Genomic DNA, 24,685 nt, shown 5'->3' on the forward strand with positions numbered 1-24,685 from the left:
TCGTCCGGCACCGATCGGGTTCCGGTCTCGATTCCGAAGCGTTCCGAAGCGTTCCGATCCGCTCAGGAATGTGCACGGATGGCCTCCGGTGCTGACCCGTCAGCCGGAGAGCGCGGCGCCGATCCGATCCAGGGAGGACAGCCGCATCAGTCCGTAGTTGTAGAACTCGACCTCGGGGACGCCGAGTTCGCGCAGGGTGGCGAGCTTGGCGGCGAGGTTCTCCGGGCCGTCGCAGTCGGAGGACATCGGGCGCAGGATCACCGCCATCCGCTCCGGCCGGACGCCGTGCAGGGCGAAGGCCGCGATCTTCTCCCGGACGGCCTCCGGGGTCCTGGCGTAACCGAGGGTCTCGATCTGGTCGGTGACCTCGGCGAGGGCGGGCAGGTCGATGCCGGAGAGCCAGCCCTTGCCCGGGCCGCCGCCGTCCATGAAGCTCAGCCGCATGCCGTACCGGTGGGCCTGCTCGGTGAGTTCGGCGGCGAGCGAGGTGACGGTGGCGGCGGAGGCGTCCACGTACGCGGCGAAGGCGCCGTCGGCCAGGGCGCTCAGGTCGGCGGGCTCGGCGGCCGCGGACTCGTCGGCCAGCCGGCGGCGCAGCTCGGTGCGGACGGCCTCGGCCACCTCCTCGGCCGGGACGCCGGCGGCGGTGGCGGCGGCGCGGCAGTGCGGGCAGAAGCAGACGCCGAGCAGGGCCTCGGCGGTCGGGCCCAGCTCCTCGAAGTAGCGCTCGTGGTGGTAGCCGTGGCGCAGGCCGTGGAAGTGCGGGGACTCGGCGCGGATCGCGTCCACGCCGTACCGGCCCAGTTCGGCGACCAGGGTCAGCGCGTACTCCCGGACCTCCGGGTTCGCCGGGCAGAGCTCGGTGAGGTGGCGGTCGCCGAAGGCGTTGGCCGGGGCGCAGTCGGGGTGGGCGAAGCCCAGCCGGTCGTTGTGGCAGAAGACCGTCCAGGCGTGCAGCTTCAGGCCGCGGCGGCGGGTCTCCTCGGCGGCCTCGGCGAAGGGGTCGCGCTCGCCGATCGCGGTGGACGGCACGGGCGTGAGGCGGCGGCCCCGCCAGGCGGCCGGGTCGGGGCGGAAGTAGGCCGCGCCGGGCTCCAGGTAGCGGACCACCCGCCGGGGGTTGTGCGGGAAGACGTCGCGGGCCTCGTGGTAGACGGAGGCGAGGGTGACGCCGCCGACCCCGGCGCGGTCGGTGAGGTTGCCGAAGAAGGTGTCGGCGCCCTCGTCGAGCAGGTCGGTGGCGAAGGCGAGGACGGACGACTCCACGGTGCGGCTCCGGAGCTGGGGGAGGGGGAGCTGTCCACGCTAGTCGCAGGGGTTGGATTGGTCTATACCTGGTGGCCCGGGTGGGCTACGCGGGCCGCGCCGGCCCTGCCGGCGCGTCGGACTCGGACTCGTCGGACTCGTCGGACTCAGAGGCCGAGCTCATCCAGCTGCTTGAGCAGGGCGGAGCCGGGGCTGTCCGGGGTGGCGGGCTTCGTGGCGGTGGGCTTCGGGGGCTGCCGCTCGGCCGGCCGGTTGCGGAGCAGGTAGGCGGCGGCCAGTCCGCCGATCAGCCCGCCGAGGTGCCCCAGCCAGCTGACGCCCGGGGTGATCGGCAGCACGCCGACCAGGACGGTCGAGTAGACCGCCGCGACGACGACGCCGACCACCGCGTCCAGCACGTTGCGGTCCAGGACCCCGCGCAGCACCACGTAGCCCAGGTAGCCGAAAACCATGCCGCTCGCGCCGGCCGTCACGGTGTTCGGGCCCTCCAGCAGCCAGACCGTGAGCCCGCCGGACACCATGATCACCAGGCTGGCCAGCAGGAACTTCTTCATGCCCCGGTAGGCGGAGAGGAAGCCGAGCACGAACAGCGGCCAGGAGTTGGCCTCGATGTGGTCCCAACTGAAGTGCAGGAAGGGCATGGTGAACATCTCGGGCAGGTCGCCGATCCGCTCCGAGCGCAGCCCCAGCTCCCGCGACAGCCCGTAGTCGTCCAGCCAGTTGATCACCTGCACCGACCAGATGACGGCCTGGATGCCGAGCATGGTGAACAGCGCGTCACGGGAGTCGGTGAGCAGACGGGACATTCTGGAGGCCATGCCACCGAACTCTAGGGGCGGCGGGATCGCACGTGCACCCCACTACAGTGACCGGTGTCATTCCGACTGTGAGAGGTGACCGTTCCATGACTGTGCGTCCGCCGCTGCCGTACGAGTTCCTGCCGCAGGTGCCGTCCTTCCAGCTCAGCAGCCAGGACATCACCGAAGGCGGCACGCTGGGCCAGGAGTTCATCCACGCCGGCGGCAACCTCTCGCCGCAGCTGGCCTGGTCGGGCCTGCCGGAGGGCACCCGGAGCATCGCGGTCACCTGCTACGACCCGGACGCGCCGACCGGCTCCGGCTGGTGGCACTGGCTCGCCCTCGACCTGCCCGCCGACACCGCCGGCCTGCCGCGCGGTGCCGGCTCCTCGGACGCCGACCTGCCGGGTGCCGCCTCCTTCCACGGCCGCAACGACTTCCCGGGCAACCAGTACGACGGCGCCGCCCCGCCGCCCGGCGCCCCGCACCGCTACGTCTTCGCGGTGCACGCGCTGGACGTGGAGAAGCTGGGCGTCGCCGCCGACGTCCCGCCGGCCCAGGTGGGCTTCAACCTGACCTTCCACACCATCGCCCGGGCGCTGCTGACCGCCGAGTACGGGGTCTGAAGCTTTGGCGACGTCCGATCGTCCGGTCGAGGTCTGGCGGCTGCCCGAAGAGGAGTGGCGGGCCGGTCGCCGGGCCGTGACCTGGACGGTCGGACCGGACGGGGAACTGGCCGTCCTGGTGGTGCCGGAGCAGTACCTGGCACCGGCCGGGTCGTGGCCGCCGCTCCGGTTCCCGTACGACGCCGAGGTGGTGCTGCCGGACCGGGGCGGTGAACGCCGGGTGCCGCTCACCGGGGTCGGCTGCTCGCCGGACCACCTGGCGCTGCTGCCGGGCGGCCGCTTGCTGCTGGCCGAGTGCCGGGCCGAGCAGGACGGCGAGGAGTGGCAGCCCAACGGCTTCGTCCACCGCCCCGACGGGACCCCCGGCCGGGAACTGCGGCTCGGCGACGACGTCCGGGCACTGGTGACCGACCGGAACGGCCGGATCTGGACGGCCTACGGGGACGAGGGCATCTACGGCGACCACCCGATGTCCTTCGCGGGCCTCCGGGGCGCCGACACCCACGGCCGGGTGGTCTGGAGCCCGGACCACCGGAAGGAGCTGCCCGGCTACCCGCTGGAGGGCCTGGCCGGCGCGACCGAGGGCCGCTACGCCTGGCTGGCCTGGTACCCGAGCTCCTCGGGCAGCTACCTCACCCGGATCGAGGAGACCGCCGGGACGTCGACCACGGTGCCGTGCCCGGTCCGGCTGCCGGTCGGCTTCGCGGTCCGCGCCCGGGAGGGCGTCTTCCTGACCTCCGGCGGGGAGCTGACCTGGCACCTGCTCGTCGGCAAGCAGTGGAAGCGGACCGGCAAGCGCCAGTTGGACGTGCCCGGCGACCTCGACCGGGAGCGCGCGTACGGCCGGGACGGCGTGCTGTGGTTCCGCTCCGGCAACGGCTGGTACCGGGTCGAGGCCTAGGGCCGTCCCGCCGCGTGCTCGGCGCGGGCCGCCAGCCTGCGCAGGTGCTCGCGCAGCGCCGGCGGCTCGTGCACCTCGAAGGCGCAGTCCAGCGAGAGCAGCCGCATCGCCGTCCACGCCAGCGAGTCGGAGCGGGAGCGGAGCAGGCAGCTCTGCTCGTCGATCGGCTCGACCTCGGAGTCGCCGGACTGGAGGCTGTGCCGGACCCGCTCGGCCGGGGCGTGCACGGTGGCGACCACGGTGCCGCTCGGTGACGGGCGGCGCAGCTTGGCCGCCACGTACGCGGCGGCGTCCTCGGCGGGCAGCGGGCGCGGGGTGAAGCGGACGCCGGTGGCGACCGGGTCGGCCAGCCGGTCGACCCGGAAGAGCCGCCAGTCCGTACGGTCCAGGTCGTAGCCGACCAGGTACCAGCGGCGGCCGACCGAGACCAGCCGCTCGGGCTCGACCTGCCGCCTGCTCTCGGCGCCGTCGTACGCCCGGTAGCCGAAGCGCAGCCGCTCCCGGGCGGTGACGGCGCGGGCGAGCACCGTGAGGTCCTCCGGGTCGACGGTCGGACCGTCCCCGGTGAGCAGCGGCACGGTCGCGGAGTTGAGCGTGCCGACCCGGTGCCGCAGCCGGCCCGGCAGCACCTGGAGCAGCTTGCCGAGCGCCCGTACCGAGGCCTCCTCGATGCCGACCACGGCGTGCCCGGCCGCCGCGCGGAGCCCGACCGCGATGGCCACCGCCTCCTCGTCGTCCAGCAGCAGCGGCGGCATCGCGGTGCCCGCGACCAGCCGGTAGCCGCCGACCGCGCCCATGCTGGCCCGCACCGGGTAGCCGAGCTCGCGCAGCCGGTCGATGTCGCGCCGGATGGTGCGGGGGCTGACGCCGAGCCGCTCGGCGAGCTCGCTGCCCGGCCACTCGCGCGGGGTCTGGAGCAGGGACAGCAGGCTCAGCAGCCGGGCCGGGGTGTCGCTCATGGGCTCCAGGATGCCGGAACAACTGGGACAGGAGCTGACCTACATGGCCCGTACTGTCATGGGCGTGGAGAAGAGCGTCATGAAGAGCGGGTCGTGAAGAACGTCGTGAAGAAGGAAGAGGAGTACGGAATGGGGACCGCGGCAGCGGACCGGCGGAGGTGGATCGCGCTGACGATCGTGATGGTGGCCTCCTTCATGGACCTGGTGGACGTCACCATCGTCAACATCGCCATCCCGAGCATCCAGCAGGACTTCGGCGCCTCCTTCAGCGCCATCCAGTGGGTCACCGGCGGTTACGCGCTGGCCTTCGCGATCGGCCTGATCACCGGCGGCCGGCTGGGCGACATCCACGGCCGCAAGCGGGTGTTCCTGATCGGGATCGGCGGCTTCACCCTGGCCTCGGCGCTGTGCGGGCTGGCCGCCTCGCCGGAGATGCTGGTCGCGACCCGGCTGCTCCAGGGCGGGACGGCGGCGCTGATGGTGCCGCAGGTGCTGTCGATCATCCACGCGACCTTCCCGGCGGAGGAGCGCGGCAAGGTGTTCGGCCTGTTCGGCGCGGTGGTCGGGCTGGGCGCGGTCTCCGGCCCGCTGATCGGCGCGCTGCTCACCGAGTGGGACCTGTTCGGCCTGGCCTGGCGGCCGATCTTCCTGATCAACCTGCCGGTCGGCCTCGCCGGGTTGCTGCTCGGCCGCCGCTTCATCGACGAGTCGAAGGCCGACCAGGCGCTGAAGCTGGACCTGGTGGGCGTGGCGATGGCCAGCCTCGGCCTGCTGATGCTGATCTACCCGCTGACGCACGGCCGGGAGGCCGGCTGGCCGCTGTGGGGCTACCTGTCGATGGCCGGGAGCCTGCCGGTGTTCGCGCTGTTCGTGGTGTACGAGCGGTTCAAGACGCGGCGGGACGGTTCGCCGCTGGTGGAGCTGGCGCTGTTCCGGGTGAAGTCCTTCGCGGCCGGGATCTGCGTGGAGCTGGCCTTCGGCGTGGCGCTCGGCATCTACTTCCTGGTCTGGACCCTCTACATGCAGGTGGGGCTGGGCTGGAGCCCGCTCAAGGCCGGTGTGACCGGCATCCCGTTCTCGATCGCGGTCTCCATCACGGCCGGGCTCTCGGTGCAGAAGCTGGTGCCGCGGTTCGGGCGGAAGGTGCTCCAGACCGGCGCGCTGGTGATGACGGCGGGCGTGCTCGTCTACATCTGGGAGGCGGACCGGTACGGGACGGCGATCGCGGCCTGGCAGATGGTGCTGCCGATGGTGGTGATGGGCCTCGGGATGGGGCTGATCGTCGCGCCGATCACCGACGCGGTGCTGGCGGAGGTGCCGCGTGAGCACGCCGGTTCGGCGTCCGGGCTGATCAACACCGTGCAGCAGGTGGGCAACGCGCTCGGGCTCGGCCTGGTCTCGGTGGCCTTCTTCGGGGCGATGGACGACGTGGTCGCGCCGGAGGCGATCGGTACGGCGTTCGGCACGGCCTTCGTGCACGCGATGTGGTGGGTCGCCGGGGTGCTGTTCGCGGTCTTCCTGCTGATGTTCGCGCTGCCGCGGCGCAAGGCGGCCGGGGCCGTCGCCGGCTCCGCGGCCGGCGCTGCTTCGCGGGAGCAGCAGCCCGTCCTGTCCTGACGCGGCACCCCCGTTCGCGGGCCCCGGTCGCGCCACGCGGCCGGGGCCCGCGTCGCGCACGGGGCGGGCTCGGGCCCGGTGTGGTCGCCCTGCTGGGTCGACCGGCGGTCAGCGCGCACCGGTCGGGGCGGGGGAGGCGATGCTACGGGTGGTGGTGCGCGGCTTGGCAGCGGCCTTGGCCTCCTTCGCGGCGCGCTTCACCTCCTGCTTGAACTCCCGTACCAGGGTGAGGGATTCGGGCCCGGTGATGTCGGCGACCGAACGGTGCGCGCCCTCCTCGCCGTACGCCCCGGCCGCCTCGCGCCAGCCCTCCGGCTGGACTCCGTACTGCTTGCCGAGCAGGGCCAGGAAGATCTGCGACTTCTGCTTGCCGAAGCCGGGCAGGGCGTTGAGCCGGCTGAGCAGCTCCTTGCCGGTGCGCACGTTCTTCCACAGCGCGGCGGCGTCGCCGTCGTACTGCGCGACGAGGAACTGGCAGAGCTGCTGCACCCGTTTGGCCATCGCGGCCGGATAACGATGGACGGCGGGTTTCGCGGAGAGGAGCGCGACGAACTCCTCCGGGTTGTAGGTGGCGATCTCGTGGGCGTCCAGGTCGTCGTGGCCGAGGCGCTGGGCGATGGTCAGCGGACCGGTGAACGCCCACTCCATCGGGACCTGTTGGTCCAGCAGCATGCCGACGAGCGCGGCGAGCGCACTCCGTCCGAGCAGTTCGTCGGCCTCGGGCTGCTGTGCGAGCCGAACGGTGACGTTCATGGGCTTGCCCTCCTCGGAGTTGACGTCTGGTCGGCGCCCAGTCTGGTGGACGCGGCGTGGGCGCACGCGGTCAACACGCCCGTAGCGTGGGAAGTCTTGTCTCTCAAGCCCTTGCCAGTGCTGCATTGTTCGTTGGCGGAGCGCCTCCCGGGAGTGTCGCCGACCCGGCGCGGACAATTATGTGCCCGCGCTTGCGGGGGTGATGAGTCATTTCATATGACTGTTGCTGTTGTGGCGGTGTCGCGGGCTGACGGTAGGTCATTCTGTGTCCAAATCGATGCGTCCAGAAAGGCTCGCCCGCCGTGACCCAGCCGTTCGAACTGCCGTCCTTCTACGTGCCGCACCCGGCTCGGCTCAATCCGCATCTGGAGGAGGCGCGGGCCCATTCCACCGGCTGGGCCCGGGAGATGGGCATGCTGGAGGGGTCCGGAATCTGGGATCAGGCGGACTTGGAGGCCCACGACTACGGGCTGCTCTGCGCCTACACCCACCCCGACGCGTCCGCCGAGGTGCTGTCGCTGGTCACCGACTGGTACGTGTGGGTCTTCTTCTTCGACGACCACTTCCTGGACATGTTCAAGCGCACCAACGACCGGCAGGCGGGCAAGGTCCACCTCGACCGGCTGCCGCTGTTCATGCCGGCCGACCCGGCCGCCGAGATGCCGGAGCCGGAGAACCCGGTCGAGGCCGGCCTGGCCGACCTGTGGCGGCGCACCGTGCCGGAGATGGGGGAGGACTGGCGGATCCGGTTCGCCGAGAGCACCCGGAACCTGCTCCGCGAGTCGCTGTGGGAGCTCGCGAACATCGATGAGGGCCGGGTGGCCAACCCGGTGGAGTACATCGAGATGCGCCGCAAGGTCGGCGGCGCGCCCTGGTCGGCGCAGTTGGTGGAGTACGCGGTCGGGGCCGAGGTGCCGAAGGAGGTGTCGGGTTCGCGGGCGCTGCGGGTGCTGATGGACGCCTTCTCCGACGGGGTGCACCTGCGCAACGACATCTTCTCGTACCAGCGGGAGGTGGAGGACGAGGGCGAGTTGAGCAACGGGATCCTGGTGCTGGAGCGGTTCCTGGAGTGCTCCACCCAGGAGGCCGCCGACGCGGTCAACGACCTGCTCACCTCGCGGCTCCAACAGTTCGAGAACACCGTGTTCACCGAACTTCCGGTGCTGTTCGAGGAGACCGGGCTCGACCCGGAGGGACGCGCCCGGGTGCTGGCGTACGCCAAGGGCCTCCAGGACTGGCAGTCCGGTGGGCACGAGTGGCACCTGCGTTCCAGCCGGTACATGAACGGCGGTGGGGCGGCGGAGAGTTCGGGTGGCGAGGTGCCGCAGCCGCCCGCCGGAAACTGGTGGGACCAGTACGCGATCGGTGGCATCGGCACTTCGGCGCTGGACATCCTGCGCAAGGGGGCGGTGAGTGCGCAGGCGCCGGCCGCGCGGCGGGCGCGGTCGCACGGCCACGTGCCCTACCAGGCCGTCGGGCCGTCCCTGGTGCCGGAGTTCAGGCTTCCGTACGACCGCAGGCTGAGCCCGCACCTGGACGGCGCGCGGGAGCGTTCCGTCCGATGGGCCCAGCGGATGGGCCTGTTGGCGGCCGACCCGGACCTCCCCGGCTCCGGGATCTGGGACGCCGATTCGCTCCGGGACTACGACCTCCCGCTCTGCGCGGCGGGCATCCACCCCGACGCCACGCCCGACCAACTCGACCTCGCCTCGTCCTGGTTGGTGTGGGGCACCTGGGCGGACGACTACTACCCGAGGGCCTTCGGGGGCGCCCGGGACCTGGCCGGCGCCAAGGCCTCCAACGAGCGGCTCGCGCAGTTCATGCCGGTCGACGACACCCCCGCGCCGGAGCCCCGCAACGCCCTGGAGCGCGGCCTCGCCGACATCTGGGAGCGCACCGCCGCCCTGCTGGACGCCGACGGCCGCGGCCGGTTCCGGGAGGCGGTCGAGACCATGCTGACGAGCTGGGTGTGGGAGGTCGCCAACCGGATCCAGAACCGCGTCCCGGACCCGGTGGACTACCTGGAGATGCGCCGCTCCACCTTCGGCTCCGAACTCACCACCAGCCTTGCCCGGACCGGTCTCGGCGGGGCCCTGCCGGCCGAGGTGTACGCGCACGGTTCGATGCGGGCCATGGAACACGCCGCGGTGGACTACGCGGCCATGGCGAACGACCTCTTCTCGTACCAGAAGGAGATCGAGTACGAGGGCGAGCTGAACAACGCCGTCCTGGTGGTGCAGAACTTCTTCGGCTGCGACTACCCGGCGGCGGTCCGCATCGTCGAGGACCTGATGCACGCGCGGCTGGACCAGTTCCAGCACGTCGTGCGGAAGGAACTCCCGGTCATGTACCAGGACTTCGGGCTGGACACGGCGGCCCGGGAGCTGCTCGAAGGGTACGTGGCGGACCTGGAGAACTGGCTCGCCGGCATCCTCGGCTGGCACCGGGACTGCCACCGGTACGGCGCGGCGGACCTGGCGCGGCACTTCGGTGCCTCGGTCGAGCGGGACCTCGTGGAAGGGCCGACGGCTGCGGTGCCGTTCGGCCCGACCGGCCTGGGGACGGCCTCGCTGCGGCTGCCGGCGCCCGGGCGGTGACGCTCTGACGGGCGGCGCACCCTCGCGGGGCCCATTCCTCCCCCGCTTTCCTACCCCGCGCGGGTGCGCGGCCTCGTGGCTAGGCTGGCGATTCGGGGGCGTGCGCCCTCCGGCGCGCGCACTTCGCCACACACGAGGGCAGAGAGATGGCTGCGCTACCTGAGGGCACACCCTGCTGGGCCGACGCGATGTTCACCGACCTGGAGGGCGCGAAGGCCTTCTACGGCGACGTGCTGGGCTGGACCTTCGGCGAGAGCTCGTCGGAGTACGGCAACTACACCCAGGCGTACTCGGACGGCAAGGCGGTCGCCGCGATCGTGCCGCCGATGCCGGGCGCGCAGGCCCAGTCCGCCTGGTGCCTGTACCTGGCCTCGTCGGACGCCGGTGCCACCGCGGCGCGGATCCGCGCCAACGGCGGCGAGGTGGTCATGGGGCCGATGCAGGTCGGCGACTTCGGCACGATGGTGATCGCCAAGGACCCGGCGGGCGTGGCGTTCGGCGTCTGGCAGGCCGGGCGGCACGAGGGCTTCGAGAAGCAGAGCGCGCCGGGCGCGTACAGCTGGGCCGAGTTGGTGACCCGCGAGCCCGCGAAGGCCGACGCCTTCTTCCCGGCGGTCTTCCCGTACGGCGTGCGGAAGATGGCGGGCGGGGACTTCGACTACCGGATGTACCAGGTCGGCGAGCAGGTCGTGCTCGGCCGGATGGCGGCGGAGGACGAGTTCCTGCCGGCGGAGGCGCCCTCGTACATCAGCGTCTACTTCGCGGTGGACGACGCCGACGTCGCGGTCGAGAAGCTGACGAAGCGCGGCGGCACGGTGTACGCCGGGCCGATGGACAGCCCGGACGGCCGGTTCGCCGTGGTCGGCGACCCGCAGGGCGCGGCGTTCGGGCTGATCGACCTCGCGCGGCGGGTCGGCGAGCCGCCGGAGACGGAGGAGGCCTGATGGGAGGCGAGCCCATGGGTGAGCGGGAGGAGCTGGTCGAGGCCCTGGACAAGCACCGCGGGCTGCTGCGGCGCACCGTCCGCGAGCTCACCGACCAGCAGGCGGCCGAGCGCACCACGGTCAGCGAGCTGTGCCTCGGCGGGCTGATCAAGCACGTGGCGGGGGTCGAGGCGCGCTGGGCGCGGTTCATGACCGGCGGCGCGGAGGCGATGCGGGGCGCGGACGGCGACTGGGGCGGGCCCGGCGGCCCGGACGCCTGGGCGGCCCAGTTCCGGATGGCGGAGGGCGACACCCTGGCCGGGCTGCTCGCCGAGTACGAGCGGGTGGCGCGCGGGACGGACGAGCTGGTCCGGACCCTGCCCGACCTCGGCCTCAGCCATCCGCTGCCGCAGGCGCCCTGGTTCCCGCCGGGCGCGGTCTGGTCGGCCCGGCGGGTGCTGCTGCACCTGATCGCCGAGACCGCGCAGCACGCCGGGCACGCCGACATCATCCGGGAGTCGCTGGACGGGGCGAAGTCGATGGGCTGATCCGGTGTCGGGCGCCGGGCGCCGGGCGCCGGGCGGCCTCGGCGGCTTCAGCGCCCGCGGCGGGCGTTCATGGTCGCCTCGATCCCGTCCAGGATGACGTTGACGCCGCGGGTGAAGCTGTTGTCCCGGCCCGCCTCGACCTCGCTCGACACCTCGGTGGTGTACAGCCGGTGCAGCCGCGGGAAGTCCTTGGTGGCCTCGATGACGGTGGGCAGCAGCCGGTTCATCCACTCCTGCTCGTCCTGGCCGCTGCGGGCCAGCGAGGCCAGCCAGGAGGCCTCCACGCAGGCCGTCCCGATGGTGTAGCCCACCACCGCGTTCATCGCCTCGTTCGCCTCGGAGAACTCGAAGCCGGCCGTCTCCATGACGGCCAGCTGGGCCTCGCAGAGCCGCATCCAGTTGGGGCCGAGGTAGATCATCCCGACGTCACCGATCACCCCGACCATCCACGGGTGGCGGGTGATGGCGGCGCGCATGCTCTCGGCGCACTCCATGACCTTCGCGCGCCACACCTTCGGCTCCTCGGAGCCCTCGGCCTCGGGCAGCGGGAGGGTACCGAAGATCTGGTCGACGACCAGCGCGAGCAGTTCCTCCTTGTTGGCGACGTGGGTGTACAGCGAGGTCGCGCCGGCGTTCAGCCGGGCGGCGAGCTTGCGCATGCTCAGCGCCTCGATGCCGTTGGCGTCCAGCAGCGCGAAGGCCTCGGCGACGATCTGGTCGCGGCTGAGGGAAGGCTGTTCGCGCTTGCGCTGCGGACGGTTCCACGGCATGGGGATGCCCGGGGTCGTGCCGTTCTCCGACTTGGCCGCCATGGGGCCCTCCTTCACTGTTTCGCACAGTGTACGGCGGGGCGAACGCTGTTCGGAGGGCGAACGGTGTGCGGCATTGCGAACAGTGTGCGGCGTCCGTACAGTGTTCGGAGCGGCGCACACCGTTCCCCTGGGGACGGAGGGCGGTGTGCCCGCGACGACTTCCGCGCGGCCTCGGCCTGTACCCGAGCGGCCGCGGCCCGCGCCTGATCCGACTCCTCGAAGGACCGAGGCCTCGAAGGTCCGGCGCCTCGAAGGTCCGGCGCCTCGAAGACCCGAACACGTGAAGACTCAAGGGGGAAACGCCGTGGAACGTCATCCGAAGCGCTGGCTCATCCTGGTGGTGCTCTGCCTCAGCAGCCTGGTGCTGGTGATCGACAACATGGTGCTGACGGTGTCCATCCCGCCGATCGCGGAGGACCTCAAGGCCGGGGCGCAGGACATCCAGTGGATCATCGACTCGTACATCCTGGTCTTCGCCGGGCTGCTGCTCACCTCGGGCAGCCTCTCCGACCGCTTCGGGCGGCGGAAGGTGATGGTCGTCGGACTGGTGCTGTTCGGTGCCGCCTCGCTGGTCGCGGCGTACGCCGGCAGCCCCGGTGAACTGATCGCCGGGCGCGCCCTGATGGGCGTCGGCGGCGCGCCGGTCATGCCGAGCACGCTCTCCATCCTGATCACCGTCTTCGACGACGAGGAGCGCCCGAAGGCCATCGCCGCCTGGACCGCGGTGGCCATGGTCGGCCTGGTCGGCGGTCCGGTGCTGGGCGGCGCGCTGATCGCGCACTTCTGGTGGGGCGCGGTCTTCCTGCTCAACGTGCCGATCGCGGTGGTCGCGATCATCGCCGCCGTGCTGCTGATGCCGGAGTCCAAGGGGCCGTGGCGCCGGCCCGACCTGCCGGGCATGGCACTGTCGATGGTCGGCATGACGGCGCTGGTCTGGTCGATCATCGTGCTGCCCCGGGACGGCTTCGCCAGCGCGAGCGCGCTCGGCGCCCTCCTCCTCGCCGTCGCCGCGCTGACCGGGTTCGCCGTCCGGCAGGTCCGCACCGACTCGCCGATGGTCCCGGTCAAGCTCTTCCGCAACCGGGTCTTCACCGGCGCCAGCTTCTCCCTCGTCCTGCTGACCTTCGCCACCGGCGGGCTGATGCTGGTCCTCACCCAACACCTCCAGTTCGTACTGGAGTTCTCGCCCACCGACACCGGCCTCGCCTTCATCCCGCTGGCCATCGCCTCGCTGGTGTTCAACGCGCTGGGAGCGGTGCTCGGCAAGAAGGTCCCGGCGCGGGTGCTGACCTTCATCGGCATGCTGGTCATCGCGGGCGGCTTCGGGCTGCTGGCCACCCTCTCGGTCGGCGACGGCTTCACCAAGGTCGCCCTGGCGATGCTGGTGCTCGGCGTCGGCTCCGGGCTCGGCATGCCGGCCGCCGCCAACGCCCTGATGGGCGCCATCCCCAGCGAGCACGCGGGCGTCGGCTCCGCGCTCAACGACACCATCCAGCAGTCCGGCGCGGCGCTGGGCGTGGCCATCCTCGGCACCGTCCTCTCCAGCACCTACACCGGCGCGATGCCCGACACGGCCCCCGCCGCCGCCCGCCACGACATCACCGGCGCACTCGCGGCGGGCGGCTCCACCGGGGACGGCGGACTGGTCACCGCCGCCCGGGAGGCGTTCAACACCGCCACCTCCACCACCTTCACAGTGGGCGGCATCGCGGTCGTCGGGGCCGCGCTGCTCACCCTGGTGCTGATGCGCGACGGCCGCAAGACCGCCGAACCGGCGGCGCCGGAAGCCGAGCCGGCCGCCCGGTCCATCTGATCCGCCTCCTCCTCCGCCTCTTCCCTCGCTTCTGCCACCTCTCACGGTCCCGACCACCTCGCGCGGTCGGGGCCACTGGGCTGGTGTGGGGACGCGTAGCCTTCCCACCATGTCCTTCGAGTACCTGGAGCGCGCGTCCCGCCTGCCCGGCGCGGTGGTCTGGACGAAGCGGGCCCTCGGACACACCGGCGCCAACCAGGCTGGGCCCGTCCTGCCCGACGGCTGCATGGACCTGCTGTGGACGGAAGGGCGGCTACTGGTCGCCGGACCGGACACCCGGGTCTTTCGCCCCGACCCCGGGCTGCGCGGCCCCTGGGCGGGCGTACGCCTGCGGCCCGGCGCCGCCCCCGCCCTGCTCGGCGTCCCCGCGCACGAACTGCGGGACCGCCGCGTCGAGCTGGCCGACCTGCGCCCCGCCGCCGAAGTGCGGCGCCATACCGAACGCATCGACGCCGCACCCGACCCGGCCACCGCCCTGGAAGCCCTCGCCCTGTGCCTGTCCGCCGAGGCACCGCCCGAGGACCCCCTCATCCGCGCGGTTGCGGCCTCCCTCGCCGCCGGCCGCTCCGTCGCCGCGACGGCCGAGACGGTCGGCCTCGGCGCCCGCAAACTGCACCGCCGCTCGCTCACAGCCTTCGGTTACGGCCCCAAGACGCTCGCCCGCGTCCTGCGCATGCAACGCGCCCTGGCCCTCGCCCGCTCCGGCGTCCCGCTGGCCGCCACGGCGGCCCGCACCGGTTACGCCGACCAATCCCATCTGTCCCGCGATGTAAGGGAGTTGGCCGGCCTCCCGATGCGTGCCCTGCTCCCCTCCCTACAGCGGCGCAAGTAGGTCCACCCCGTTGCCGTCCGGGTCGTGCAGCACGGCGTACCGCTGCCCCCAGAAGGCGTCCCACGGCTTCAGCTCCCCGTGGTACCCGGCGCCCGTCAGCTCCTCGTACAGCGCATCCACCTGCCCCGGGCTCGCACAGCGGAACGCCAGCGCGCTCCGCGTCCCGCCGCTCGGAGGCTGCCAGTCCGGATGGAACGACCGGATGGTGGACTCGGCATCGAGCACCAACATCATCCCGCCCGGCACCTCACCCTCGACATGCGCCTCCCCCTCGGCCCCCTCCGGAAACCCGACCCCCCAACTGCCGGTAGAACCCGACCGACGCCGCCACATCCGCAACAGCCAGCCCGACAAACGCCAACCGCGGCCCACCCGTACTCTCCATGCCCGCCACGTTAGCTAGCTCCCACCCACCCGCTCTTGAACGAATCGGACACCCATCGCCAGACATCCGCTCGCTCCACCGCGGGCCACTCATCGCCGGATGAAACGGCCTCATCCAGTTCCAGATGGCGTTTGACGAGGTCATCGAGCTTCTCTTGGTCGGGCCAACCACCCGCCATCCACTCGCGAACGATGGCTCACAGCTGGGCTTCGCTCGGATAGCGGAGGTTGCGCAGGTCGCGTTCACCTGGGCGTGGGCTGCCGAACCGGCGATAGAGCGGGTTCAGCAAGGTGGGGGTGGGGTTGAGCCAGATCAACAGCCCAGCGCCCTCGGTCGCCCGGGTGATGCAGTCGTTCCTCACCAGGGCGATCCCGACCCTTCCGCTGGCCACTAGGGCCGTGTTGCCGCAGTCTTCCCGGGGCGCGGCAAGGGCCTCGTAAAGCCGGGGGGGCGTTCTCGCACGCCGTGACCTCGATCCGCGCCTACGGCCGCTCCCGGAGGATGACGAATCGAGGCCGCGTCGGCCGGCCGCGCCAGCGAGGCGATGAAGTCCGTAGCAGGAGCAGGTGTGAAGTACTGGCCACGCTTCGCACAGTCCGTTGAACCAATGGCAGAGGACGACTCCCGTCGCCGCGCTTCCGTGTAAGCCACAAGGCCCGTTTCCGCTGCGGTTGCCCTTACTTCCACGGGTACAGCGTAGCCAGGCCGCGTCGGATCAGATGAGCCTTCTGGTGGAAATCTAGCGACCCCGGATTCGGCATATGTCCCAGGATTCTAATTACCTCGAATATGGGAAGCCCCGTTCTCCACGTCATCTGGGTGCACAATGGAGTCCTGGATTCCCAGTGTATGCATGAGTGATTTGACTGAAACCACTCTGGAGTTTCCGACCCAGAGTATTCGGAAGGAAAGTGATCCATCTCTGGATTTCTTCGATGCTTGCGACCCTGAGAGCCCGAGGGCTTCGGCTGCCTTTGTGAAACTTATATGCTGTGGAAGGAGGTCGGAGAGTCGATAGTAGAGATTCCTCCCGTCAACCCAGGACCGCCCGACTTGCGCAGGGTCAATAATGGGGGCAGGCGCCCCGTCCCGTAATCCATCTCGGAGTTTGCCGTGAAAGTGATTGGCATAATCCATGGCTCCCATTCGCTTGAGGAGGGACCCTATGCGCTCCCCGCGGATTCTCTCGTTGGTGTCTGGATCCCTTACGTGGACCGCATTGATAATTGATGATGCGTGCAGAGTGAAGTATTCCCCTCGGGTATCTTCTGGAATGAAGTCCACTGCGCTGCCCGTGTTTGTCTCCGATGAGCTGGAGCTCACCAGGCTGCGGGCGCTGGCGAAGGCGCGGCTCATCATCAACTCTTGTAGCTTCTTCGGGGGCGTGCCGACTTCAGAGGTCGACCATGTCTCCAAGAGTCCCGCCACCATCGCGGACCTTATGTCGCAAACCTCATAGCGCCAATTTCTCGCCATTTCTCTCGACCACCCCTCAAAGTATGGAGTCAGTAGATCCAATGCGATCATGAGCCATTTCTCTCGCTCCCCCTGGTCCCCTTCCCTTGCCAGAGTGACCACCGACTCCCAAAGGCGCAGACTAGCTGTCGATTTTTCTCGCCCCAGGCGAACTTGCCCACGTAGCGCTTGATAGGTTGGATGTTTCTTCACCGTGCAAATTTGAATATTGCCTATGTGTGCACATATTGGCTCCTTGCCGCACGTGCGAAGAATTTGTTCAGTTATTATCGTGAAAGCGTCGGGCATCATGGTCCAATCCCACACAGGTGGATCCGTCCTGGGGAAATCATGAGGGCGCTCTCTGCTCGGCTGCTCATCTTTGCTCGGATTTAACCCGATCGAGTGAACCGTGTTGCGTGTCAGCAGGATGTGGAGATTGGGTCAAGGAGGCCATCAGGGGCATGATGGGTCGGAATGGGTGACCCTGCGATCGTGACGCCGTTCCTCGGGCTGTTGTGGCGCCCTTGGTGTTCGGGTTGGCCAGGCCCGCGTAGGCGGCGATTCAGGTGAGCGCCTTGGCCAGCGCCTCTACAAGAAGATGCAGGACGCCGGCAGCTCTGCCGGGACTGCCCACCAGGCCCACCAGACGGTCCGCACGTCGCTGAACGAGGCAGTCCGCCGCAGGGCCATCACCGAGAACCCGGCGACGATCGCCAAGGCCCCGATGCTGGACGAGAAGGAGGTCGAGCCCTACTCGGTGGAGAGCGGCTCCTGGTCGAAGCATCCAAGGTTCGGAACACCGCCCGCTGGGTCATCGTGCTCGCGATGGGCCTCCGCCAGGGTGAGGTGCTCGGGCTGCAGTGGGAGGACAGCGACTTCAGGGCCAGCGTCATCCGCGTGCGACGCGGCCGACTGCGGCCCCGCTACAAGGCAGGGCTGCGGAAACCGCTGCGGGCGCAAGCCCGGCTACGGCCCGAAGAAGATCAACATTCGGCGCGAGAGCAAGTCCACCAAGTCGAGGACTGGCAAGCGGCCCATCGGTGTATCCGAGGAGCTGATGAAGCTCCTGCTCCAGCACAAGGAGAGGCAGACCGCGAGCGTCTGCGCGCCCGCGACCTGTGGGTCGAGAAGGGCTACGTCCTCACCGTTCGGCAAGGTATCTATTTGTGCATCACGTCGGTGACGTTGTCGCGCTTAGATTTGCGCGGGGCGGACGGGGCGGAATCGAAGATTCTGCTCGTCGACTCCCCATGGCTCCGCATAGTGTATCTCTGCCAGTACGGTCCTCAGATCGGTGTGCTCGAATTCCCTGCCTGCGAGCACGATCTCTGGTCATCGGGTGTCCTCACCGACGGAGCCCCACACGCACCATCGCACCGCGGTTGACCACGGCAGAAGGCTTCGTGCGCGTCAGTGACCCTTGTCCTCGTTGCTACCTGCGGTGTGAGCGCAGCTGTAGCTCCGAAGCAGGCGCACACGAGGCGCGGCTGCCAAGCAGTATGGCGACGTCCCGCAAGGCAGGTCGCCCCACGAGATGGTAGTCAGGTCGGACTCAGAGGGCTCTGGTCGGCGTCACTGTTCCGTTTCCAATCAGGCATAGACGCCAACCAGTTGGTCGGAGACGATGTTGAGGGGGCGTGAGGTTCCTGGTAGCGGGATTGTCGATCAAGACTGACCTGTCTGTCTGGAACTCGGTGCGCCGATGCGGCGGCCGACACACGTAGGATCTGCGTGTTCGTTGGAGGAGGGCGCGTGGGTAACAGCGGGGGCGCAGCAACACACTCGGGTGTGGACTTTCAGCAGCGGATCGCGGCTTTGGCCATGACCCACATGCTGTGCGGGCTGGACTTTCAGCCCTTCGGGCATGCAGGCGGCGCCGAGATCAAGGAGTTGCGCTTCGAGACGCCCGACGAGATCGACGATCTCGTAGTCGTGGCCTCTGGTGCGCGCTACTTCGTGCAGGCTAAGAACACGTTGAGCGTGTCCTCGGACCCTGCCTCAGAGTTTGGGTCAGTCCTGGCCCAGTTCGTTGGCCAGTACGTGCTGGACAGTCAGCCTGGTGATGTCTACGTACTTGCGACATCGCTCGAGGCATCTGGGCGTATCCGCAAGGAGCTTCGGAAAGTCACCGAGGCGGCTCGGCTGAACGCGGCTGGCAGCGGGAGCATGCCGCTCTCGGCTCAGGAGAGGGGCGTCCTGGAGAAGACCCAGGACATCATCCGATTCCACTACCTTGCCCGTCTGCAGAAGGACATCACTGAAGTCGACCTGCAGCGGATTATGGCGAGAATCCAGGTCAGTGCCTTGGATATCCGTGAGGGCGGATCGCTGGAGGCGGCGGCCCTTCTCGTGCTCGGCAGCAGAGCCTCTGTACCAGCCAAGCTGCTGTGGGCCAACATGATCGCACTCGCCGTTTCTCTGGCCCGAGACCGGCTCTCCCTCGACGCCGCTGGCGTGGAGAGCCGTTTCGGAAAGTACGTGAGCGACCCCGTCCAGGTTGAGCCAGAGCCCTTCTCTGGCCCGCTCACCGCTGATCTCGTGGCTGGTATGCGCTTCGGGTGGGACGTGGTGCTGGCCAAGTCGCCCTACGACGGGTGCGACTTCATAGTTGCCGACATCAAGAGGTTCGACGAGACCGGCGCCAAGCGCATCAAATTCTCCTCGGGGCACGTGGAGATCGGTGTGGGCGAACAGTGGGAGATTGTCGGACGCTGGGCAACCTGGATGGGGTTCGAGCGCTACATGGATGCCCATGCTGACGAATACAAGGACAAGGAACTGGCGGTGATGGCCGCCAACCTCCCGGAGGATCCGAACCGCTCGGCCGCGACCCTGGCCCATGCGGCTCACTGCGCCAACCTCGCTGCAGGACACAGGGAGGACTTCTTCATCTGCCGGCACTGCGGCAATCCGATTTCCGAGGACGGCGCTCCACTCGTCGAGGTCGACGAGGAGGGCCAGCCAGAAGACGTGGGCCTGGTCCACCGAGCATGCTGTACACCCACTGACCGTGTGCTGGGCGGGATCGACGCAGCACTCTTCCGCGATCACCATCGCCTGCGGAACTTCGACTACAAGGGCTGGATATCGGCCCTTCAGGGAGGGCAATGGGTCTTTGGCGGCCTGGCGGAGTCCCAGGTCAAGCGCGGAGTCATCTCCTGGAAGTACGCGTACGACGACTTCTCCCAGGGCAGCTGGTGCATCAGGATGACGCTGGAGGACGGTGGAGCCACCTACATCAGCGACCGGGGCCGAGTGCACCGCATGTCCGCCGAAAAGGCTACGCAAGCGGCTGAGGACATGAACCGCATGCTCACGAAGGAGCGCGAGAAGGGCGACCCCTTCTGCTACACCGCGAGCGGCTCAGGCTGGGGCCAGTACTCGATCCTGTTGGCCCAAGGGCAGGAGCCGATTCCGTGCACGGGCGCCGAGGCGGCTCGCTATACCCGGGCCGTCGGCGAGGCGTACTCCGAGTGCGAGCGCTACTACGCACCTCTGGCGTACCTCGTGGACGCGGCGACCGGAGACCCAGTCGTGGTTGAAGACGTGATCTCGTTGCTTACCAACCCGTTGGAACTGGACTCCTACATCCAGAACTGGGAGCGCGCCGGCATTGAACTGCCGGATTTCACGGTGTCGACACTCCTGACGGACGAGCAGTTCGATCGCTTCCTCTGGCTGGCCATGACTCGTGGCCAGGGCGTGATCATCAACCCCAAGTTGGCACTCAATGGATCGCTGGTCAGCGGTTTTCCGGTGTCCAGCTTTGAGCAGATGATGCACGATGCGGAACACGCAAGCGAGGCTGTCGATGACGATGCTGCGCAGGGAATCTGACTCTCCATGGCAGGGTAGTTGGACCCGCCGATCCCGCCGCAGGAACTGGAGGAGTAAGGCCGCGGTCGCGGCTGTCCTCGCCGAAGCTCTGGATCAGGTCGTCGATCGAGCTCAGAACCCGGGCAAGTACGGCTGGCGACAGCTCTGACTGGTAGAGCATGTCCAGGCCTTGTCGAAGGCTTTCGTTGTGACCTGCCCCACTGTCATGCTGGTCCAGGCCCAGCGGTTGCCTCAGTCGTTTGCGATCAGTTGCTGGAACAACGGGCAATCGACGGCGTGCCACTCGCGTACGAGGACGTTCTGGCCTTCGAGGATCACCTCGGCGTGCCAGGGGTGGCAGTCAACGCAGGGCCAGACTTCGTACGCTGTGCCGTCGTCGTCGAAGGCCGGCAAATCGATGGACCCGACCGGAGCCGTGTAACCGACCTGTGGTTTCGATGGGTGAGTCACGGAGGCAGTATCCCCTGCACCGCCCAGTTGGGGGACGGTGCAGGACGATAAGGATGCATGTCGGTGCTTCATCCAACCCAGATGCCATCAGGTGAGACCCGGCGCGCGAGGCGTCGGCCGGCGTCGCTGACTGGGCTCGACCAAGACACGTCGGTGACCTGGCACCCGAAGTCGTCGGCAAGGGCTTGTACGAGCTTGGCGCCAATGCCCTGTCGGCGATAGGAGTCCGCCACCCAGATCAGGTCGATGAGCGGGCGCAGAGTGTCGTCCTCGTCGCCGTACCCTGATCTGTCGGTCAGGTCCCAGCGGATGTGCTGGCTGGTGTCGCGGGCGGCCAGGTAGCCGATGATGTGCTCGTTGGCCTTCAGCAGGTACGCCCGTACCTTGTCCGGGGTTTTCCTGGGCTCAGCAAGGTCGGACCACGAGTTGAAGTCGTAGTGGTTCTCCTTCTGCGGCATCCGCCCCACCTGGTGGGTCAGCTTCCGCCAAGCGATCGGCGATTCCGTCGTTACGACGGCCAAGTCGGCCCACCAATCCAGGTTCCTTGGTGCCCGGACGCCGAACGCCCATGCTGCATGGTGAGAGGTGTGTCCCTTGTCGCTGTCCGAGTCGCGCTGCAGGCTAATGCCGCAGGAGCACTTGCCACCGCTGGGGGTCTCCACGCGGCGGAACTGGACGGGAACGGCGCCGTAACTGAGATTCCGATCTCCGCCGCCTACCCATGGCCGGGCTGTCGTGCCGTCCTGCTCGATGAACCCGGTCCATCGATCTATCCAGCCGGGGTGCTGCTCGGGAAACAGCTCCCGCTTTAGCTTCTCGAACGCAGGCAGTGTCGGGCGAACCCAGACACTGCCTGCGGTCGCCCGGCCGTTGAGGCGTACTCCGTGCCGCTTGGCTCTGCCACGCAGGAAGTGCAAAAAGATGCTCGGTGGTGCGGAAAAGTCGACTCCGCGGACCAGTTCCCGTTCGCCAGGTGCAAGCCAGTCCTCGATAGGGAGTGTCAGTTGGTCAGCGAGGGCGTGAAGTCCGCTGTAATCGTGGTCGAGCTCAGCGCTGCGCAACGCTTCCACTGCCGCGCCGACCCGAGCAAAGGGAACAGGCAGACCGACCAAGCTTGGCCCGATGCAGCATGAGAGGGTGCCCCGATACCCGTCGCACCGGATGTGATCGACAGACGTGTGTTGCGCCCTGGTGACGGCCTCGGTGTAGGCGGCAGGCAGATCTGGGGAGTCTCCCCGCCGGGTCAAGGCGTCGACGTGCCCATCTCGGTCCAGTTCGACCAGGGCGTACCAACGGTGAGCCCAGACATTGATCTTCCGAGAGCTGGGGCCATGTCGATCGGGATCGAGGTAGATCGTCCGCTCAGTCATGCGCTCTGCTCCTCGTCAGGTACTCCCGCACTCAGCTGCACATCGGGATGGGGCCTGCCGCGCTCGTCGGTGATTGTGGCGTGTGAAGCTGGCAGGACCTCGACGCGGAGCATGGGCCAGGGCGTGCCATCCTGATCTGAGCCATCAGTCAGGAGCATGTGGCGCACGAGGGCGCCCACCAGAAAGCTGCGCTCGGCGAGCTTGCTCAGGTAGCTCTGCAATGCCTGCTCGGCGTCGCGGTTCTCACGCACGCCGATCAGATCGGATGCAATGTCGCAGTAGTCCTGGACCAAGCCCAGGAACTCCAAGATGAGGTCCTCGTCCTCTTCGGGGAGACGGTCTGGCAGCGCGTACTCGAAGGTCATGCTCGGCTTGATCATGTTCCACAGCGGGCTTCCGCGTGTGATCAGCTTCAGCCTCCGGGGCTGAGGGAAGGCAGGGTCGGGCACCAGCCTCAGCTGGCCTGGCGTGGCCTCGCCGAGCGAGCGCGTCCATGCGGCGTGCTTGGCCTTGATCTCGCGCAGGAGATCCACTGTGAAGTGGCCTGGCTGGTCATCTACCTGCTTGTGATGCTTGCTGCACAGCAGGACCAGGTTCGTATGGTTGTCGATGGACGCGTCGTCGAGAGCACCAGCTCTCGGTCCCCCCTTCGAGCGGGCGACTATATGGGCCTCCTCGCCGAAGACCGAGGGGTCGTCCCAGTCAGTTTCAGGCGTCACCACCTGCACCCGGCAGATCGCGCACCTGCCGCCTGCTTCACCCCAGATGATCTTCCGGGTCTTTTCGGACACGGCCATGGACAGCACCCTGCCAGAGGATCGGTCCCCAGCGGGTGGGAATGCGATGGTTCGGCCAGAGAGCCTGCGGGTGCGGGTGTGCCTATTCGTCGTGGCCGTGAGCCTGCCGGTGGTGGCGGAAGTACTCCGCTCTCTCCGGGATGGCCGCTGGGCATCGCCGGCCCACGAGGCGTCCGGCTGCGGCGGCAACAGCACTTCCCTCGTCTGTGAGGCGGCTTCGGATGACGCCCTCGGAGTCAACGAAGATGTCGCCGAGCTCGAACATCTGGTCGCAGCCGAACGCGCAGGCCAGCATTCCGATGGCGAGATCGCGCCGTTCGCCCTCGCTTGCCTCGGCCCGGCGTTTGATATGCGCGGCGCGGAGGTAGGCCGCTGGATAGGTCTCCCCGCACAGTGCGCATGGGGCAGCCGTGCGGTTGTTGAGCAGCCACCGGCGCAGCTGAGGTTGCTCCCGGCGGGCGCTACCCAGCCGAGCGGTGTCGGTAGGCCCTTCCAACAGGTGAGTCGGGAAGGTCAGCGACCACGGCTCAGCCGCCTCGGTGGAACTGCCAGCGCCCAATTCCGCGGGCAGGGTGAAGTGCAATGCTCTCGCGGAGGGGCAGACCTCCGGCGCAGGATCCGGGAGCCGGTCGCGACCGCGCGAGATGAAGGCATGGGAGTCGCTGATCCGGTGGACGATCCGGACCAGGATCTGGGCGTCGTCCGCCGCGTCGGCGCCTGGTGTGAACATCGCTAGGTCGTCGGTACTTTCGCCGCTTCGCCAGATCGCCTCGGTCACCTGTAGGTCGATCCACTGTGATCCCAGCCACCACTCCTTGCGTGGCTTCTTGGACCCGGTTGACGTGAGCGCGAGCTCAGCCTCCAGGGCGAGCACCGGGTACTGGCCCCAGACGATGATGTACTCGCCCTCCACTGTCTTGGTCGCGAGCCGAGCAAGCTCTGGGAGGACGTGCAGGAGCGGTTGGGCGTCGGTTGGATGGTGGTCGGCCGGACAAGACTGGCCGGGTTCTGTGCGGATGAGGAAGTGCTCGTTGACCAGGTCGAACAGGGAGCACACCGCGATCTCGGAGAGCCGGCCGCAGCATGGGGTTGCGCGAACGGTTAGTACCAGGGGATGGCCAGTTTGGTAGGGCCTTCCCTTTGCCCGGATGAGGCGCCCGTTGAGTGCACGGTTCTCCACCAGGCCTGCGCGGAATTTGCTGCGGGCGACCATCTCCTTGATGTCGAGGGCGGTCATCGTCCGCGCCATCTCGTCGTTTCGATCGACGTGGCGTTCGCCATGCTGTGACTCGGCCGGTTCGAGACCGGCCAGGGCATAGGCGGGCCGGTACGTGCAGCCGTGAACACCTGGGCTGGTCAGCCACGCGCTGGGTTGGCGCGAGTGTGGGATGCGCAGGCCGAGGGCGGGTAGATCGTCCGCTGGCAACAGATGTGCTGGGCGATCGGCCTCCGAGTACCGCGGGAGGTCGAGGAACGCGCGGTCGGCTGGTAGGTAGTGCGGAGCCACTAGGCAACCGTATCGGTCCGTGTGCGGCGGCAACTGCAACCACTGCAACCACGACACGAAGAAGGCCCCGACCGGGTTCCCGGTCGGGGCCTTCAACTGCCTTGCCAGGCAGAGGCGGAGGATACGAGATTCGAACTCGTGAGGGGTTGCCCCCAACACGCTTTCCAAGCGTGCGCCCTAGGCCTCTAGGCGAATCCTCCGAGGGAGAGCTTAGTACATGTTTCGGGGTGCTCGCGACCACCTGTCTCGCAGGCGGAAGGGTGGGGGTGGCCTGTGGATCGTCGGGGCGGGGATCCGGTAGTGTGGGGGTCAGCCCCTCGTGTGGCGTCATCTCTCTGAACCCCCCCAGGGCCGGAAGGCAGCAAGGGTAGGAGGGCTCTGGCGGGTGCACGGGGGGTCTTTGCGTTCCCCGGGGAGTGGGCCGGGGGTGAGGGGCG

The 24,685-nt window shown here is 68.8% G+C and carries 18 protein-coding genes, 1 tRNA gene, 1 other RNA gene and 1 pseudogene; 10 read left to right on the plus strand and 11 right to left on the minus strand.

Annotation, left to right across the window (positions count from 1 at the left end; genetic code table 11):
- Nucleotides 1-99: 99 nt before the first annotated feature.
- Both QWJ13_RS09875 and QWJ13_RS09880 read right to left on the minus strand, forming a co-directional pair.
- Complete coding sequence (locus tag QWJ13_RS09875; protein WP_316522570.1) at nucleotides 100-1,266, minus strand: glycoside hydrolase family protein; 1,167 nt, start codon at nucleotides 1,264-1,266, stop codon at nucleotides 100-102.
- 146 nt (nucleotides 1,267-1,412) lie between these two features.
- Entirely contained in the window at nucleotides 1,413-2,084 is a 672-nt protein-coding gene (locus QWJ13_RS09880; RefSeq protein WP_316522573.1) for a rhomboid family intramembrane serine protease, read from the minus strand.
- 86 nt (nucleotides 2,085-2,170) lie between these two features.
- Here QWJ13_RS09880 and QWJ13_RS09885 point away from each other — a divergent pair, with 86 nt between their 5' ends.
- Nucleotides 2,171-2,689: a YbhB/YbcL family Raf kinase inhibitor-like protein gene (locus tag QWJ13_RS09885; protein ID WP_316522576.1), complete on the plus strand. Its 519-nt coding sequence runs from the start codon at nucleotides 2,171-2,173 to the stop codon at nucleotides 2,687-2,689.
- 4 nt (nucleotides 2,690-2,693) lie between these two features.
- Complete coding sequence (locus QWJ13_RS09890; protein ID WP_316522578.1) at nucleotides 2,694-3,590, plus strand: hypothetical protein; 897 nt, start codon at nucleotides 2,694-2,696, stop codon at nucleotides 3,588-3,590.
- Here the strand turns inward: QWJ13_RS09890 and QWJ13_RS09895 are convergent.
- The gene (locus QWJ13_RS09895; RefSeq protein WP_316522581.1) at nucleotides 3,587-4,549 is read right to left on the minus strand and encodes a helix-turn-helix transcriptional regulator; all 963 of its coding nucleotides are present in this window, start codon (nucleotides 4,547-4,549) and stop codon (nucleotides 3,587-3,589) included. The two genes, QWJ13_RS09890 and QWJ13_RS09895, sit on opposite strands and share 4 nt — an antisense overlap.
- 129 nt (nucleotides 4,550-4,678) lie before the next feature.
- Here QWJ13_RS09895 and QWJ13_RS09900 point away from each other — a divergent pair, with 129 nt between their 5' ends.
- Nucleotides 4,679-6,166 carry an MFS transporter gene (locus QWJ13_RS09900; protein WP_316523968.1) on the plus strand — a complete coding sequence of 496 codons (1,488 nt, stop codon included), beginning with the start codon at nucleotides 4,679-4,681 and terminating at the stop codon, nucleotides 6,164-6,166.
- A gap of 108 nt (nucleotides 6,167-6,274) precedes the next feature.
- On the opposite strand, the gene QWJ13_RS09905 is transcribed toward QWJ13_RS09900, so the two are convergent.
- Nucleotides 6,275-6,919 (minus strand): HhH-GPD-type base excision DNA repair protein, encoded by a 645-nt coding sequence (locus tag QWJ13_RS09905; protein ID WP_316522583.1) that lies wholly within the window; start codon nucleotides 6,917-6,919, stop codon nucleotides 6,275-6,277.
- 302 nt (nucleotides 6,920-7,221) lie between these two features.
- On the opposite strand from QWJ13_RS09905, the gene QWJ13_RS09910 reads away from it, so the two are divergent.
- The 3 genes from QWJ13_RS09910 to QWJ13_RS09920 all read left to right on the plus strand — a co-directional run bounded on the left by QWJ13_RS09910 (nucleotide 7,222) and on the right by QWJ13_RS09920 (nucleotide 10,987).
- A complete protein-coding gene (locus QWJ13_RS09910; protein ID WP_316522586.1) occupies nucleotides 7,222-9,516 on the plus strand; it encodes a terpene synthase family protein in 2,295 nt (764 codons plus the stop codon).
- A 146-nt stretch (nucleotides 9,517-9,662) separates the two neighbouring features.
- Nucleotides 9,663-10,460 (plus strand): VOC family protein, encoded by a 798-nt coding sequence (locus QWJ13_RS09915; protein ID WP_316522588.1) that lies wholly within the window; start codon nucleotides 9,663-9,665, stop codon nucleotides 10,458-10,460.
- On the plus strand, nucleotides 10,460-10,987 hold the full coding sequence (locus tag QWJ13_RS09920; RefSeq protein WP_316522590.1) for a DinB family protein: 528 nt from the start codon (nucleotides 10,460-10,462) through the stop codon (nucleotides 10,985-10,987). Before QWJ13_RS09915 ends, QWJ13_RS09920 begins: the two co-directional genes overlap by 1 nt.
- Nucleotides 10,988-11,034: 47 nt before the next feature.
- Here QWJ13_RS09920 and QWJ13_RS09925 read toward each other — a convergent pair whose 3' ends face one another.
- Entirely contained in the window at nucleotides 11,035-11,799 is a 765-nt protein-coding gene (locus QWJ13_RS09925) for a TetR/AcrR family transcriptional regulator C-terminal domain-containing protein (RefSeq protein ID WP_316522592.1), read from the minus strand.
- A 304-nt stretch (nucleotides 11,800-12,103) separates the two neighbouring features.
- Between QWJ13_RS09925 and QWJ13_RS09930 the strand changes: the two genes are divergently transcribed.
- Together QWJ13_RS09930 and QWJ13_RS09935 are read left to right on the plus strand one after the other, a co-directional pair.
- Nucleotides 12,104-13,612, plus strand: a complete 1,509-nt coding sequence (locus tag QWJ13_RS09930; protein ID WP_316522595.1) for an MFS transporter — start codon at nucleotides 12,104-12,106, stop codon at nucleotides 13,610-13,612.
- Nucleotides 13,613-13,721: 109 nt separating this feature from the next.
- Complete coding sequence (locus tag QWJ13_RS09935) at nucleotides 13,722-14,444, plus strand: helix-turn-helix domain-containing protein (protein ID WP_316522598.1); 723 nt, start codon at nucleotides 13,722-13,724, stop codon at nucleotides 14,442-14,444.
- Here QWJ13_RS09935 and QWJ13_RS09940 read toward each other — a convergent pair.
- Nucleotides 14,427-14,829, minus strand: a pseudogene (locus tag QWJ13_RS09940) (VOC family protein). The gene QWJ13_RS09935 and the pseudogene QWJ13_RS09940 sit on opposite strands and share 18 nt — an antisense overlap.
- A 3,246-nt stretch (nucleotides 14,830-18,075) precedes the next feature.
- Between QWJ13_RS09940 and QWJ13_RS09950 the strand changes: the two are divergent.
- Nucleotides 18,076-20,124, plus strand: coding sequence for a hypothetical protein (locus QWJ13_RS09950; protein ID WP_316522600.1), 2,049 nt, complete (start codon nucleotides 18,076-18,078; stop codon nucleotides 20,122-20,124).
- A 231-nt stretch (nucleotides 20,125-20,355) separates the two neighbouring features.
- Here the strand turns inward: QWJ13_RS09950 and QWJ13_RS09955 are convergent, their stop codons facing one another.
- The 5 genes from QWJ13_RS09955 to QWJ13_RS09975 form a co-directional block, all read right to left on the minus strand.
- Nucleotides 20,356-20,574 carry a hypothetical protein gene (locus QWJ13_RS09955; protein ID WP_316522602.1) on the minus strand — a complete coding sequence of 73 codons (219 nt, stop codon included), beginning with the start codon at nucleotides 20,572-20,574 and terminating at the stop codon, nucleotides 20,356-20,358.
- Nucleotides 20,575-20,642: 68 nt separating this feature from the next.
- The gene (locus QWJ13_RS09960) at nucleotides 20,643-21,944 is read right to left on the minus strand and encodes a GNAT family N-acetyltransferase (RefSeq protein ID WP_316522604.1); all 1,302 of its coding nucleotides are present in this window, start codon (nucleotides 21,942-21,944) and stop codon (nucleotides 20,643-20,645) included.
- Nucleotides 21,941-22,741 (minus strand): HNH endonuclease, encoded by an 801-nt coding sequence (locus tag QWJ13_RS09965; protein WP_316522606.1) that lies wholly within the window; start codon nucleotides 22,739-22,741, stop codon nucleotides 21,941-21,943. The genes QWJ13_RS09960 and QWJ13_RS09965 overlap by 4 nt, the downstream gene beginning before the upstream one ends.
- A gap of 82 nt (nucleotides 22,742-22,823) precedes the next feature.
- Nucleotides 22,824-24,248: a hypothetical protein gene (locus QWJ13_RS09970; protein ID WP_316522609.1), complete on the minus strand. Its 1,425-nt coding sequence runs from the start codon at nucleotides 24,246-24,248 to the stop codon at nucleotides 22,824-22,826.
- Nucleotides 24,249-24,363: 115 nt separating this feature from the next.
- Nucleotides 24,364-24,448 (minus strand) — tRNA-Ser (locus QWJ13_RS09975).
- Nucleotides 24,449-24,556: 108 nt separating this feature from the next.
- Between QWJ13_RS09975 and ffs the strand changes: the two genes are divergently transcribed.
- An RNA gene (ffs, locus tag QWJ13_RS09980) (signal recognition particle sRNA small type) lies at nucleotides 24,557-24,653 on the plus strand.
- Nucleotides 24,654-24,685 lie beyond the last annotated feature (32 nt).

The organism is Kitasatospora brasiliensis, from assembly GCF_032654805.1.
GTDB lineage: Bacteria > Actinomycetota > Actinomycetes > Streptomycetales > Streptomycetaceae > Kitasatospora > Kitasatospora brasiliensis.

Excerpts from the sequence above, each read along its gene's own strand:
- QWJ13_RS09880 (WP_316522573.1), bottom strand. The coding sequence starts at position 2,084 with ATGGCCTCCAGAATGTCCCGTCTGCTCACCGACTCCCGTGACGCGCTG.
- QWJ13_RS09885 (WP_316522576.1), top strand. The coding sequence starts at position 2,171 with ATGACTGTGCGTCCGCCGCTGCCGTACGAGTTCCTGCCGCAGGTGCCG.
- QWJ13_RS09895 (WP_316522581.1), bottom strand. The coding sequence starts at position 4,549 with ATGAGCGACACCCCGGCCCGGCTGCTGAGCCTGCTGTCCCTGCTCCAG.
- QWJ13_RS09900 (WP_316523968.1), top strand. The coding sequence starts at position 4,679 with ATGGGGACCGCGGCAGCGGACCGGCGGAGGTGGATCGCGCTGACGATC.
- QWJ13_RS09905 (WP_316522583.1), bottom strand. The coding sequence starts at position 6,919 with ATGAACGTCACCGTTCGGCTCGCACAGCAGCCCGAGGCCGACGAACTG.
- QWJ13_RS09915 (WP_316522588.1), top strand. The coding sequence starts at position 9,663 with ATGGCTGCGCTACCTGAGGGCACACCCTGCTGGGCCGACGCGATGTTC.
- QWJ13_RS09920 (WP_316522590.1), top strand. The coding sequence starts at position 10,460 with ATGGGAGGCGAGCCCATGGGTGAGCGGGAGGAGCTGGTCGAGGCCCTG.
- QWJ13_RS09925 (WP_316522592.1), bottom strand. The coding sequence starts at position 11,799 with ATGGCGGCCAAGTCGGAGAACGGCACGACCCCGGGCATCCCCATGCCG.
- QWJ13_RS09935 (WP_316522598.1), top strand. The coding sequence starts at position 13,722 with ATGTCCTTCGAGTACCTGGAGCGCGCGTCCCGCCTGCCCGGCGCGGTG.
- QWJ13_RS09960 (WP_316522604.1), bottom strand. The coding sequence starts at position 21,944 with ATGACTGAGCGGACGATCTACCTCGATCCCGATCGACATGGCCCCAGC.
- QWJ13_RS09965 (WP_316522606.1), bottom strand. The coding sequence starts at position 22,741 with ATGGCCGTGTCCGAAAAGACCCGGAAGATCATCTGGGGTGAAGCAGGC.